Genomic DNA, 13,971 nt, shown 5'->3' on the forward strand with positions numbered 1-13,971 from the left:
AGCAAGACTGACAATGAAATGGCAGATATAGTACAAAAACAAAGAAGCAGGTTATTAAAAAAAATTATGCCTGTTTGTGACCCTTAATTATTTCAGGCTCATTATTTGACTGGAAAAGACTCTCTGGTTCCACTTTATTCGCAATCGAAATAATTTCGTTTAAAGTAACAGGTTTAAGAGCGTCTGGTAAACACATATCTGTTATAACAGACACACCAAAAATTTTTAAACCGAGATGTATCCCCGCAATAACTTCTATTACAGTTGACATACATACCATATCAGCGCCTATTAACTTTAAAAATCTGTACTCAGCTTTGGTCTCAAGATTAGGTCCGAGCAGACCTAACAACACCCCTTTTTTTAAAGGAATTTTTTCTTCAAGAGCAATCTTTTCAGCAGTATTTATTATACCAGCATCATAAGGTTCGCTCATATCTGGAAATCTTGCACCAAAACGTTCATCATTAACTCCTACAAGAGGGCTGTGCCCTGTAAGGTTAATCTGATCTGAAATAATTACCAGATCCCCGTTCGAAAACATAGGATTTAACCCACCAGAAGCATTAGATTCAAAAAGTGCTTTTATTCCTAAATGTTTCATAACCCTTATTGGGAAAGCAATTTGTTGAGCGGTATACCCTTCATAAAGATGGAAACGCCCTTCCATAGCAACTACTGTTTTGTCTTTTATATTCCCTACCACAAGGTTTCCAGAATGGCTTTCTACAGTTGAAAGAGGAAAATGGGGTATCTCTTCATAAGGTATAACAACCTTATTATCAAACTTGTCAGTTAACCCACTCAAACCTGTGCCAAGCACTATCCCAACCTGAGGCACAATATCTGTTCTACTTTGTATAAAAGATATTGCTTCAGTTACTTTTTTGTACTCATCCATATTAAATTTTCTCTACTTTTGCTCTTGTTCAAATTCTTTACTTAGTTCTCTGCTTCTTGTTTCTGCTTTATCAATAGCTTCTTCAAAAATATCTTTAAGCCCTCTCTCTACAAAAACATTAAGACCTGCCAAGGTTGTCCCCTTAGGGGAAGAAACCATCTCTTTCAACACCTTTGGGGCTGTTTTAGTATCAACAAGCATCTTACCTGAACCATATATTATGTGAGCTGATATAAGGTCTGCTTCTTCCGCTGTAAAATTTTTTGCCCTACAAACCGACTCTATTATTTCAGCTATAAAAAATATAAATCCAGGACCGCTCCCTGAAATAGCTGTGACAGCATCAAACTTTTCTTCTTTAAGTTCAAATACAAATCCAGAAAAAGCAAATATTTTTTCTATCAGTTCTTTATATTTTGAAGCGTACCTGCCAAGACAGTAAGGTAAAAGACCTGCATTAACTTTTACATTTAGGTTAGGCATTACCCTTACAATGGGAATTTGAATATTTTTAAGAAAAGATTCTATTGTGGAAGTTGAAACTCCTGCTGCAATAGAAATTATAAGTTTTCGTTCATTAATAAAGCATTCTATTTCTTCAATAACAGGCTTTACATCTTTAGGTTTTACCGCAAGAATGATTATATCGCATTTTTTAGCAAGAGAGATATTATCGGTTTCATTTACACCTATTTCAGCAGATAAACCCAAAAGCTCTTTTCTAATGTCAGCTACATAAACAGAAGAAGATGGAAAAACCTTGTTTTCAACAACAGATTTAACCAAGGCTTTGCCCATATTGCCACATCCGATAAAACCTATTTTTTGGAACTCCACCCTACAAACCGCCTTCTTCTCCCTCAAGAACGCCTACTTTAATAACAATGTTTTCTCTATCTTCAACACGCTCTATCTGTCCATCTCTAAGCCAGATAACCCTGTCTGATACGTCAAGCATTTTTAAATCGTGGGTAGCAGTAATAATGCTAACGTGTTTTTCCTTGTTCATCTGCCTTAAAAGGTTAATTATCTCTTTACCTGTCTTCAAATCAAGGTTGCCAGTAGGTTCATCAGCAAGAACTATAGCAGGATCGTTTGCAAGAGCCCTTGCAATAGCGACTCTCTGTTGCTGCCCACCTGAAAGTTCAAATGGTTTATGGTCTAATCTTTCGCCCAGACCAACTGTTTCAAGGTGAACTTTTGATTTTTCTCTTGCTTCATCGGTTGTCAAACCAGCAAAAATCATAGGTAACATAACATTTTCTAGAGCAGTCATAACAGGTATAAGGTTAAAGGTTTGGAATATATACCCTATCTTTCTGCATCTTAGCCAAGCAAGTTCATAAGCATCAAGTTGCGCTATATCTACCTCGTCAATATAGACCTTACCTTCGGTAGGTTTATCTAAACCACCTATCATATTGAAAAGAGTTGTTTTACCACTTCCTGAAGGTCCCATTATAGAGATATACTCTCCTTTCAAAATTTCAATATCAATACCTTTAAGAACATGAAGAGGTATTTTGCCAAGCATAAAGTTTTTCTTCACACCTATAGTTCTTACAATAGCTTCTCTTCCCATTTTTTCCCCTTTCTTTATTTATTGAAAATAGAAAACTAAACTTCCCTTCTAATAGCTTCGGCTGGTTCCATTTTTGCTGAAACGCTCGCCGGATATAGAGCTCCTATTATGGCAAGAAACGTGCCAAGCAGAATAGTAAATGTCATATATTTTAATATTTCGTATAAGGGAAAAACCCTTATTATCAAAGTGCCATGCTGGAAAAGAAAAACAACAACCGTCACTAAAACACCTATTATACTTCCAGCAAGAGAGCCGAGTATGCCGTGGGCAAAAGATTCAAGTAAAAAAAGTTCCACAATAAATCTATCGAGAGCACCAAGACATTTCATAGTGCCTATCTCTTTTGACCTTTCAGTAACAGACATAAGCATAGCATTCATAATTCCTACAACGCATACAAGTAAAGATAAAGAAACAAGCCATGCGTTTTTACTTCTAACCTCTGCCAGGTCAGACATAAGTATAGACCTAAGTTCTTCAGGCCCTTTATTTACAAGAGCCATAGTAAAAGAATGGTTTGCAAGTACCGACATAAGAAAAGCAATACCAAGCAAGATAGACGAAGTAATAATTATAGACCTGCCAAACCGTATTCTTAAGTTGGCTATACTCATCTGCAACGCATTTCTAAAAGGCAGTTTCAACTGTTTTTCTATTTTTTTGTTAGCCATTGTACAACTCCCTTATTTTTTGTTCTGCTTTTCTTATTTAATAAATATTGTAAACATTATTGCCTAAACTATTCTTCTTTTACTCTTACGACAGGGAAAGGTAAGAGCACCTATTCACTATCGTATCAATAACTACCATTAATGATAAACTAGACAGACTTTTTTTATTTTTACAATAGTACATATTAACACTAATTTTTCAATAAGTAAAGTTTTAAGTTATATGTTATTATATAAATATCTTTGTATTAAATCAATTTTTTTATACAAAACCCTGTTGAGCGTATATTTTATATTACAAATAAAAAAAAGTTAAAATAAAATGAAAGAAAATATAGAATTATTATTTAAAAATAACTTTGGTAAAAAAAACGATTTTATGTCTGTAACCACCCCTGGAAGAGTTAATATTATTGGTGGGCATATAGATTACCAGGGTGGTAAAGTTATGCCTTTAGCAGTTAATAGATACATATTTACTTACGGCAGAAAAAGACAAGATTTAAAAATTAAAATATTTTCTTATAATTATAACCAGTTTTTTGAGACCTCCCTCAACAAAATTGTTTTCCAACAGGAGAATTTGTGGGTAAATTATCTTCTTGGAGTTATATATGAATTCCAAAAATTAGGACTGATTAATAGCGGTATAGAGATTGTTTTTGGTGGAAATATACCGTTAGGAATCGGCTTAAGTTCTTCTGCTGCTGTTGAAATCTCTGTTGCTTCTTTGTTACAAAAACTATTTAAAACAGATATTCCTCCTTTGGATATAATAAAACTTTCTCAGAGAGCAGAAAACTTGTTTGTAGGGGTCAAATGTGGAATAATGGATCAATTTTCTGTTTATCTTGCAAAAAAAGATTCTGCTATTATGATTAACTGTAAAACCCTTGACTACCAATATGTACCCCTTGTTTTAAAAGATTGCCAGTTTGTTCTTGTAAATACCCGAAAAGAGAGAAGTCTTGCATCTTCTGTTTATAATGAAAGAGTCGAGTCTGCCAATAAAACTTTGGAAATAGTTAAGAGGTTTGAAAAAGTCGATTGGTTGACCGATTTAACTCCGAAACAATTTAAGAAATATATAAATGACATCCCTGAACTTCTTTATAGAAGGGCTCTTCATATAGTAGAAGAAAACGATAGGGTAACAACCTCTGTAAAACTGCTTAATGAGAACAAGATTGATGAGTTTGGAAATTTGATGTTTCGATCCCACAACAGCCTTAAAGAACTATACCAAGTTAGTTGTGAACAGTTAGATTTTATTGTAGATTTTTCAGAAAAATTTGAAGGCATTAAAGGAGCGCGACTGTCTGGAGCAGGGATGGGCGGTTGTTGTATAGCCTTGATACAAAAAGAGGCTTATAAAACTTTTAAAGAGTTATTAACTAAGGATTACTCAAAAAAATTTGGTATTACACCTGAATTTTTTATAGTTAAACCTGTTGACGGGACATTTTTTAGGTAGTAGAGAAATTTCTCATCACTTAACACTTTACTACCTGTGCGGCGAATATTCTTTAAAGGTTTTCCTATCAATAACAAGGTTTTTCTCATTAAAAGTTATGCTTCCGAGTCCGTAATAATACCAGGTTGGACCAACCCTTTTCTCTATTCCAATCCGCTCAGGCACACCAAGAACCTTTTCTACATCTTCAGAAGACATCCCTCTTGCTATACTTTCCCATTGAGACATATCGGGACGAATTGAAGAGGTAAATTTTACTGCAATCTCAAGACTTCTTACAATTTGAGATAATTTTACATTTGCCTCTTTTAGTTGTTCAACCTCTTTCTTTAGTTCTTCTATTTCTTTGTGTTGCTTGTCAATTTCTTCAATAATCTTTTTTATATATTTCTCTGCTATATCTATCTTCTGTTCTAATGCAGGCGATTCAGCAACCTGTACCTCTTCTTTTTTTGTGTTATCTTCTGCAAAACCAGACCCTACAAATAAAAGTAATATAAAGAATACCACCCTATTTTTCATTTTTTCTCCTAATTTTTGTAAGGCTTCTGCTAAAATTTTCTAAGGAACGCCTTATGTAACTGCGGGAATCTCATCTTTTATCCTTGCCTTGTCGCCGTTTTGTGGCGTTGCGAGGAGCGTTGTATTCCGATAGTTTTCAGAGGAATTGCGACGTGGTAATTCCCTCGTCTTTATCCCTACTATTGTTTATTCCCATTCCTTTTCCGCCTTCGGCGAGATTGCCACGTTATGAAACCCCTCCTACGCCAAGGCTTCGGCGGGTAAAACTCGCAAGACAAACTACAAAAGACGGAATGGGGGGGGCAGAACATAAAAGCGAGATTCCGGATCAAGTCCGGAATGACATAAAGGGGGAGTTCTCATCCCATTAACCTCTTTACAGCCCCCCTCACCCCATACGCTTCTCTTTTATGTATTTAAATTTCAAAAAACTCTTTCGGACCAGAGTAGCATATCCTTTTTGCTAAATTCAGAGATATATTTTCTGGTAGGCTACCTTTTTCTACCATATCTCCCAACACATCGCTCAAAACTCTACGAAACATCTCAAACCTTGAGCCATAAGCAAGTATACGTCGAGAATCAGAAACCATCCCAGCAAAAGAGTATAGCAAGTCAACCGAACTTATATATTCAAACTGTCTTTTCATACCAAACGGAGTATCGCAGAACCACCAAGCCGCTCCCAATTTTACATTTTGCCCAAAAGAACGTGCAATAGTAGCAAAGGTTGATTGATAAGCAAAATCAAGACAATAAAGAATTACCTTTAGGCGGTTATCAAACCTGTTAAGAAAGGTTTCCATAGGAGGAATCATATCTACGAAATGGTCAGAGACATCACAACCAGCATCAGGTCCAAAAGATGAAAAAAGTGAACTTCTAACATCTCTTACCACACCAATGTGCATTTGAAATACCCAGTTTTTCTCAGAATCCATTTCTGCAAGATTAGCAAAAATATAATCAGCAAGAATCTCTTTATCTTCAGTAGAAACCTGTTCTTCGTTAAGGAGTGCTTTAAATATTTTATCTGCCTGTTTTACTTCAGCAACACACGGAAAAGGTGTTCTCATACTATGGTCACTTGCTTTACATCCATATTCTGCGAAATAATCGTGAGATTTACGAAGTATATCAATTAAATCCTGCACAGAAGAGCATCTACTTTCGAATCTTTCTGCCAGTTTCTTTACATACCCGCGCCAATCTGGAGAAGAGACCTTAACTATCCTATCAGCACGCCAAGTAGGAACAACTACACTACGCCCCATATCTTTATTAACCTTTTGATGAAAATCAAGGAAATCTAATGGGTCATCACTCGAACACATAACCTCAACACCTAACTTATCAAGTAATTGCTGGGGACGGTACTCAGGACTTTTCAACAGAGAAGAAGTCTGCTCCCAAATCTCTTTTCCTGTCTTTGGTCCAAGAAGTTGGTCTATACCCAAAAACCGTTTTAGCTCAAGGTGCATCCATTCGTAAACAGGGTTACCAGCCATACAAGGAAAAACCTCTGCCAATTTAAGCCATTTTTCTTCAGGTAAAGCAGAACCAGTAATATAAAACTCATCAATAGAAAACTTTCTCATTAATGCCCAAATATAGTGGTCAGTTCCAATTAAAAATTGCCAAGGGTTATTATAGTTTCTATTTGTTGCAAGTTCAGCAACATCAGCGTGATTATGTGGATCAACTATTGGAATATTTTCAATCTGTTCAAAAATTTTTTTTCCACTTTCATTTCCAAGAAGGTAATCATTATTTAAAAATCTCATCTTTTTGTCCTTTATATAAAATTGCTTCTGCCGACTTAGCTATGCTTTAAGTAGTATTTCAACGCTTTTAAAAGTATTTATAGACCTCACTCCCTTTTTTCCGCCTAACGGCGAGTCTTGTTTCGAGTACCCCCGAGGGAATTGCCACGTTACGAAACACTAGCAAAGACGGAATGGGGGGCGTGTTGCCTTCTACTCGCCAATTTTACCATCCTGAACTTGTTTCAGGATCTCTAACTTAACCCACGCAAAAGTGGTAGCAAAAACGAGATTCCGGATCAAGTCCGGAATGACATACAGGGGGGCAACCTCATCCCATTAGCTTCTTTGCAGCCCCCTCATCCTTTTGCCTTCTCCCTCAAGGGGAGAAGGCAAAAGCGAGAGTGAGTAGACACCACATACTTTTTTCCTCTTTTATCTTTATGTGCATTGTTTTTTTGACACAACCATAAAATTTTCAGTTTAGAAAGTTGTTTTAAAAAAATTCCTAATAAAATATATCCCAAACCCTGCAAGTGTTACACCGCAAATTTTCATTATTATTCTATATACTTTATTAGAGAAGAACTTATTGCCTTTACTTAAAATAAAAGAGACCAAACTATACCAACCTGTATCAGCAAGGATATGTCCCAGAAAGAAAACAATTATAGCAATTATCCCTAATTTTTGTACTGAAAGAACCAGTCCCACCCCTACAGTAAACCACCAGAGTACCCAGTAGGGGTTACTTAAAGTTATTGTTATTCCAAGAAAAGGAAGACCTGAAAGTTTTTTTAAAGAATTATCTTTTTCAAAAGAGAGAGATACGTTACTTCTTAACATACCCACACCCAAAAATATTAAAATACCACCTCCAATCAGAGATATTGTTCTAATAGAGATAGGGTTTTGAATAAAATGTGAAGGTCCCAAGATTATAGCAACAACAACTAACACCTCGACTATAGCGTGACCTATAATAATTAAAGGACCTGTCCTGAAACCATATACAGGACTTTTTGCTATAACCGAAGTAAGAAGAGGTCCTGGTGCAAGGGCTCCTGTAAGGGATATAGTAAAAGAAAATATAAATATAGAAAGCAGGTTATCCATCCTATTATTATACCACTATTGTGAATATACATCAAAGGTTCTTAAAAGATTATAACATTGAAAAATACTTTAAAACTTTTCAACTTGTATAATGGTATAAGGTCAAAATAATTGACAAAATCAAGAGAAAATAGGTACAATACCATAAGAGAGTTTAGTTTAATACATATAAGATGAGGGAGGGTATAAATGGGAAATAGAAAAGGGTTTACTCTTATTGAACTACTTGTAGTAATAGCCATAATAGCAATACTTGCAGCAATGCTTCTACCAGCTCTTTCTAAAGCCAGAGCAAGAGCTAAAAATGCTGTCTGTATGAATAATATGAAACAGATAGGGGCAGGAATATTAATGTATATGAACGACTGGGAAGGTTTTTTTAAAGTATATGCGTGGTTCAATAAACCTCAATATTTCTCAGACTCTGTTACCGTGTGCCCAACTCTTGAACCTTATGAATATGATTCTAAATTAAGTAATGCAAGATATGGAATTAGGTATACTGACCACGGTACAAACATTATGTTTGCAACAGGTGGTACTACTGAATATTATATAAGTTCTGACCAGATAAAGCATCCGACCCACTATTGGATTTTAGCTGACTCTACCACCATACTTACCCCGCCTGCACCTACCGGTTACGGAGCATACTACAGAAAGCAATATGCATATATTCAGAAAGCTACAGGAAGTAGAGGGATGGTACACTTTAGGCATAACCATCGTGCCAATATGCTTTTTATGGATGGACACACAGAATCGGTCAATGTGAACGGTTTCAGAGAAAAACTTGTATCAGAGCAGAGCGGGACTGCAAGCCCTTGGTACTATCTTGATTCGGAATTTGTAAAAAAGAGTGTTACATGGTAAGGAGGTGAATAATGAAAAGAGAAGGGTTTACTTTAATAGAACTTCTTGTGGTTATAGCAATAATAGCAATACTGGCAGGAATGCTTCTTCCAGCTCTTTCAAGAGCTCAGGAACAGGCAAAAAGAAGTCAGTGTATAAACAACCTTAAACAGATAGGAATTGCTTTACAGATGTACGCAGGAGATTGGGACGGTTATTTTCCATACAGGGACCATACTGAAATAAAGTCTGTCTGTAATGTTTCTCTTGCTTTATTGACTGGGCAAACAGACCCTTCTGATGAAGGGACACAGTTTCCTCCAACCTATAGCAACAACAATAAGTATGAGGATGTGAGATATATCACCGACGCAAAAGTTTTTGTATGCCCCAGTTCAATAGATAGAGTTTCCCCTATAGGTATGCTTATGTCAGGAAGCGATGGAGAAGGAGCACCAACCGAACATAGATTACCAACAGCGCCAGCAGGAGCAGGAACCTGTTCATACGCTTATGCCCTTAACTTAAATACCCAGACACACCCTGACACTGCAATTTTAGCAGACAGAAAATATTATTATGTTGGACGTTTTAATTATGACCGTAACTATGGGTCAACAACACCTTTAACATTTGTGAGAGATGGAAACCATAAGTTTGAAGGCATAAATGTTCTTTATGTAGGAGGCAACGTCAAATGGGTTCCTTTTGGGAGAAAATGGGTATATTCATCGCACCCTTGCCGTGACTTGCCACAGGATGCGCTTCCAAATGTAAGAGCAGTTTCGGGAAGAGATTCTACAACTTTAAAAGTTCTCCACTAGACATATTAGTCTTTACGCAAAAGTTGCAATTTTAAAATATGAACGAATATTAAAAAGTATGCGTTACCTACTTATTATATTTTAGTTTTATTTATAAGGGTTAAAACAGCTTCTACTATTGTCCAAACAGTGTTACTGAGAATCAATCCAAGAAAGAAAGATACGCTTCTCTTATAAACATTATGTCCACCAAATCTTAGTATCAATCCTTTTATCAACCAGGCAAGAAATATAGCAAACCAGTAACTACGTAACGGTAATGTTTCTGCTATGGGGAAACCTATATAATGGAGAGGCCACCAGAGAAACTTTGAATGTAGAAGCATAAGTAGACCCATTACAAAAGAACCTATTGCTGTAAAAATATATCTTGATACAATTATATCTTTAGTTATAGGGTTCTGCATATTAGGAATCACTAAGTTAGATACCAATCTGGACATCGCACCACCAAAAAACCACGGACCAGAACCTCCTGTTGAGGCGTTAAGTGCTCCAAATTTATAACCTGAGTGTATGTGTATCCATGCAGAGAAAATATAGGAAACAATAACAGCAGAAATTATTCCTACAAAAAGAAGTCTTGGGGTAATTGTTGTTTCTTCACGTATTTTTAAAGCATGGCCTGTTGAAGCCATAACAGAAGACCTAATATCTGCTGCCCAACTATATTGAAGCCCCATCACAAGGTACCCTTGAGGAGTAACAATATTTGGAGGTAATAGATACGAAGCGTACACAGGTGGAATACATTGTGCTCTTGTTGCTGGTAGCCCTGCCTGACAAACTATCCTTGAAAGCCCAACAAATACCATTATAACAAAAATCATAAAAACAAAAGAGGTAAACCATGGCATACCCAAATACCTCATTATCCCTACCATTGCTAAAAAACTTATTAAAAAACCAAAGACAGACGTTCTATAAGAGAGCATTTCTTGAGAATCGTCAATATCACATTTTGAACCAAAGGCTTTCTTGACACAGTCTGTAAGATGTTTCCTTGCTCTCCAAAACAGTGCTACAACAAGGGTTAACATCCCGCCAGCACCTTCGAATGTTGTTACAATAGAACGGCCTCCATAAGGGTCGTTCATACCAGGCAACTTAAAACCGCTTACACTCAAAATACCGCTCTGTATAGTGAAAAGAACATGAAAAAACCATAACGACAATGACACACTACGAGGAACAAGATAGGCAAGCCCCAATATCGAGAAATGGGGGTTAAGACTAAATGCAATGCTTCTACGGAAAAAATTCATATTGCCAGAAAGAGATAAAAACGGGGAGCCAGTAGCTTTGCGAGATAACCAGTTAGACAAGTAGAATAAAAAAGCAAGCACAAATGCAAACCAGAATAATTTGTCTTTGAAAAGAGTAGGCAACCGCCCTTTGCCTTCCTGTTTCTTTACCATCTCTAATGGTAAAATAGTTAAAGGATAAACAAGCCTTTCTTTTTCTATCCACTGTTTACGAAATAGCACCATTAGACAGATACTTAAAAATGAGAAAATTAACATAAAAGCAAGCATAAAACTCATAGGAGATAACCATGCCAGGTAAGGAATAGATTGTCCAGGAGGTAACCCTTCATAAAAATGTGCAATAGCAGTGTTGTCTTGTACCATTAAAATTGGTCGAGTGCGTTCTATTATAAACTCAGCCCACTGGTTTCCAGGAGTAGCAAAATATTTAAACCCTGTAACTATGGGAATAAAAGAAGACATAAATCCCATACTTGGTAGAACAGAGGCAGTTGATGTCATAACAAAAATTAAAAGAAGTTCAGAAGAACTAAGTTCAAGTTTGCGATGTAACGCAGAAAGAAAAACAAGAATCATAAGAACAAATATGGCTGCAGGTGTCCAATATTCAAAACAAAAAGTTGCGTTTAATCCTCTCATCATAAGGTACGGGTCTAACATTGCTATAAATGCAGAAAATATTATTCCAATAATAAAAGCTCTCTTCCTCATTATTGATTTTCTCCTTATATAATTCTATTTAATTTTTTTAATATAATATTTATCAGTCTAATATACCTTTTTAGCGCTTCCTTGTCAAATATCCGTCTTATGACACTATAGTATTGATATAAAAATTTCTTACTAAAAATTTAACATTCTAAATTGTTGAAAAATTAAAGTTTTATGGTATAATAAACAAAATAAGGGCCTGGTAGCCAAGCGGGAAGGCAGCGGTCTGCAAAACCGTTATTCGCCGGTTCAAATCCGGCCCAGGCCTCAAACCTATTATAAGTAGGTAAAAAAAGATTATGTTGAGAAATAATAGTTGGGATTTTTTACTAAGGAAACAGTAAGAAAGTTTTAAGAAAATACGAATAACATTCTAATAAGCATTTAAAAATAAGCCACAATATTATGTTTATGTAACCGTTTTCAACCTTTTATCAATTGTGAATCTTCAGTGAACCTCGTTTCGCCTATCTGAGAACTTACCTGCACCAATTTTTTGTATAATGAACATTAGTTCGCACTATACAAACAAGGAAAGACCAACAGCCCCCCTCATCCTTGATCCTTCTCCCCCAAGGGTAGAAGGCAAATAAGGAGAGGTTGTCATTGCGAACGAATATAAAGCAAATATCCGAGGTTTGCGAAGTAATCCTCGGGGGTACTCGGGATAAACCCGGAGTGATATGCAAGGGGAGTACCAACTATTTTAGAAGTACCGATGTATAATTGTAGTTTTTATCAAAACAGAAGATTTCGCTATGAGACGCTGTACTACTAATAACAAAGGTTCTTGTTGCCTCAATAAATCGTGATTCCGTAGCACTTTCAACGTGCCCGTCAAGAAATAGAAGGTTGATATTTCCATTATGTCTAAAATGAACTTTTCCATATCTTGCAGTTTCATTTCTCCAGTCAGCAATACGATACTGTTGTCTATAATATGTATCGGTAGTGGCTACCTTTGCTAAACTATCTGCAAATATCCAGAAATCAGATATCGCATATCCTGCCATTTCAAATTTTTTACCATTGTAAATACCATTCGCATCAGCAATTGTTGGAGGTAAATAAGTTTTTCTTGCACCATAGGTAGCATGCGGTTTTGAAGAATCGTATTTATAAGGTTTTTCAGCAGGGCACACTATCACATCAGTAGAGATATAAGGCCTATAGTAACTATCATAAAGAAAACTAGTCCAATAACTATCAAAATCTTGCATATACATAGCAATCCCTATACCAATCTGTTTTAAGTTGTTCATACAAGCGGTACTTTTTGCTCTTGCTCTGGCTTTAGAAAGAGCTGGTAGAAGCATTGCAGCAAGTATTGCTATTATGGCTATTACCACCAACAACTCTATTAATGTAAAACCTCTCTTTTTCATATTTGCTAACCTCCAATTTTATTAAAGTTGTTACCTAATACGCACTATGAGGATCTCTCAGAGTATGTGGGTTCTTTGGGCGACAGTTTGGAAAATCTTTCTGGTACAAATATCTATATATAGAACTGCCACTTCGGGTTACATACGTAGGAACCCATTTTGCGTGACCTCCAACATAAAGAGCGTTCACACCAAACCAGTCGTGATTTTCTCTAAGTTCTCCCATTCTAAGATTCTGAGTATCCTTAGTCCAGGCGTTATAACCATCTTTTCTATCTGCCATTATGGCTGTATCTGGGTGTGTTTGTATAGAAAGACCGTAAGCATAAGCGTATGAACAAGTAGAAGTGGTAATTGAACCTGGTCTAGCAGTTGATGGTTTCTGGGTTGTACTTGGACAAACAAAAAGGTTACAGTCTGTTATATAGGCAGGGGTTTCTAACGCAGGACTGGAACTACCAGTTTGAGTGTTAGTTGGGACTGTCTGTCCTGTAAGTAAAGCTAAAGACCTGTTAGTTTTGGAGGCTGCTCGAGCAACTTCGTCTTCAAAATCCATATCTTCTCTTGGTTCAAGAAGAGGAAACCATCCACCCCAGTCCTGTGCATAAATATGGAGAACAAGACCAAGTTGTTTAAGGTTGGCAAGACAAACACCCCGTCTTGCAGTCTCTCTTGCTTTGGCTAAGGCAGGTAGAAGCATTGCGGCAAGTATTGCTATTATGGCTATTACCACAAGCAACTCTATAAGGGTAAACCCACCCTCTCTTCGTTTCATTTCAGGAAAAGAGTCTCCAAGAAGAGGCATACCTTTTTTCTCTAAGCATTTATCCATTTTTACCTCCTGTCTTTTGTTTGGCGGTTTTTAGTTTCTACCGCTTTTTAATTATTACCTTAACTTA

The 13,971-nt window shown here is 36.3% G+C and carries 13 protein-coding genes, 1 tRNA gene and 2 pseudogenes; 5 read left to right on the forward strand and 11 right to left on the reverse strand.

Going from position 1 to position 13,971, the window contains the following annotated elements; translation table 11 throughout:
• Positions 1-64: 64 nt before the first annotated feature.
• From M0P98_07620 to M0P98_07635, 4 genes are read right to left on the reverse strand one after another with little or no spacing between them, the layout of a single operon-like run.
• Positions 65-901 (reverse strand): purine-nucleoside phosphorylase, encoded by an 837-nt coding sequence (locus M0P98_07620; GenBank protein ID MCK9266724.1) that lies wholly within the window; start codon positions 899-901, stop codon positions 65-67.
• A gap of 12 nt (positions 902-913) precedes the next feature.
• Positions 914-1,699, reverse strand: a complete 786-nt coding sequence (gene proC / locus M0P98_07625) for a pyrroline-5-carboxylate reductase (GenBank protein MCK9266725.1) — start codon at positions 1,697-1,699, stop codon at positions 914-916.
• Positions 1,700-1,739: 40 nt separating this feature from the next.
• A complete protein-coding gene (locus tag M0P98_07630; protein MCK9266726.1) occupies positions 1,740-2,483 on the reverse strand; it encodes an ABC transporter ATP-binding protein in 744 nt (247 codons plus the stop codon).
• A 35-nt stretch (positions 2,484-2,518) separates the two neighbouring features.
• A complete protein-coding gene (locus M0P98_07635; GenBank protein MCK9266727.1) occupies positions 2,519-3,157 on the reverse strand; it encodes an FtsX-like permease family protein in 639 nt (212 codons plus the stop codon).
• Positions 3,158-3,479: 322 nt separating this feature from the next.
• Between M0P98_07635 and M0P98_07640 the strand changes: the two genes are divergently transcribed.
• Positions 3,480-4,631, forward strand: a complete 1,152-nt coding sequence (locus tag M0P98_07640) for a galactokinase (protein ID MCK9266728.1) — start codon at positions 3,480-3,482, stop codon at positions 4,629-4,631.
• 30 nt (positions 4,632-4,661) lie between these two features.
• Here the strand turns inward: M0P98_07640 and M0P98_07645 are convergent, their stop codons facing one another.
• The 3 genes from M0P98_07645 to M0P98_07655 form a co-directional block, all read right to left on the reverse strand.
• Positions 4,662-5,153 (reverse strand): hypothetical protein, encoded by a 492-nt coding sequence (locus M0P98_07645; GenBank protein MCK9266729.1) that lies wholly within the window; start codon positions 5,151-5,153, stop codon positions 4,662-4,664.
• Between the two features lie 416 nt (positions 5,154-5,569).
• Positions 5,570-6,937 (reverse strand): glucuronate isomerase, encoded by a 1,368-nt coding sequence (gene uxaC, locus M0P98_07650; protein MCK9266730.1) that lies wholly within the window; start codon positions 6,935-6,937, stop codon positions 5,570-5,572.
• A gap of 462 nt (positions 6,938-7,399) precedes the next feature.
• Positions 7,400-8,032: a LysE family translocator gene (locus tag M0P98_07655; GenBank protein MCK9266731.1), complete on the reverse strand. Its 633-nt coding sequence runs from the start codon at positions 8,030-8,032 to the stop codon at positions 7,400-7,402.
• Between the two features lie 189 nt (positions 8,033-8,221).
• Here M0P98_07655 and M0P98_07660 point away from each other — a divergent pair.
• The 3 genes and pseudogenes from M0P98_07660 (at position 8,222) to M0P98_07670 (ending at position 9,708) form a co-directional block, all read left to right on the forward strand.
• Positions 8,222-8,308 (forward strand): annotated as a pseudogene (locus M0P98_07660) (prepilin-type N-terminal cleavage/methylation domain-containing protein).
• Between the two features lie 426 nt (positions 8,309-8,734).
• Positions 8,735-8,905, forward strand: a complete 171-nt coding sequence (locus tag M0P98_07665) for a hypothetical protein (protein MCK9266732.1) — start codon at positions 8,735-8,737, stop codon at positions 8,903-8,905.
• Between the two features lie 11 nt (positions 8,906-8,916).
• Positions 8,917-9,708 (forward strand): type II secretion system GspH family protein, encoded by a 792-nt coding sequence (locus M0P98_07670; protein MCK9266733.1) that lies wholly within the window; start codon positions 8,917-8,919, stop codon positions 9,706-9,708.
• Between the two features lie 74 nt (positions 9,709-9,782).
• Here the strand turns inward: M0P98_07670 and M0P98_07675 are convergent, their stop codons facing one another.
• The gene (locus M0P98_07675; protein MCK9266734.1) at positions 9,783-11,687 is read right to left on the reverse strand and encodes an OPT/YSL family transporter; all 1,905 of its coding nucleotides are present in this window, start codon (positions 11,685-11,687) and stop codon (positions 9,783-9,785) included.
• 196 nt (positions 11,688-11,883) lie between these two features.
• Between M0P98_07675 and M0P98_07680 the strand changes: the two genes are divergently transcribed.
• Positions 11,884-11,955, forward strand: a tRNA-Cys gene (locus M0P98_07680).
• A gap of 433 nt (positions 11,956-12,388) precedes the next feature.
• Here M0P98_07680 and M0P98_07685 read toward each other — a convergent pair.
• The 3 genes and pseudogenes from M0P98_07685 to M0P98_07695 all read right to left on the reverse strand — a co-directional run bounded on the left by M0P98_07685 (position 12,389) and on the right by M0P98_07695 (position 13,847).
• Positions 12,389-12,949 carry a hypothetical protein gene (locus M0P98_07685; protein ID MCK9266735.1) on the reverse strand — a complete coding sequence of 187 codons (561 nt, stop codon included), beginning with the start codon at positions 12,947-12,949 and terminating at the stop codon, positions 12,389-12,391.
• 39 nt (positions 12,950-12,988) lie between these two features.
• Positions 12,989-13,072: pseudogene (locus M0P98_07690) on the reverse strand (prepilin-type N-terminal cleavage/methylation domain-containing protein).
• A gap of 34 nt (positions 13,073-13,106) precedes the next feature.
• Positions 13,107-13,847, reverse strand: coding sequence for a DUF1559 domain-containing protein (locus tag M0P98_07695; GenBank protein MCK9266736.1), 741 nt, complete (start codon positions 13,845-13,847; stop codon positions 13,107-13,109).
• Between the last annotated feature and the right edge of the window lie 124 nt (positions 13,848-13,971).

The sequence above is a fragment of the bacterium genome (genome assembly GCA_023230585.1).
In the GTDB taxonomy this organism is placed as follows: Bacteria; Ratteibacteria; UBA8468; order B48-G9; family JAFGKM01; genus JALNXB01.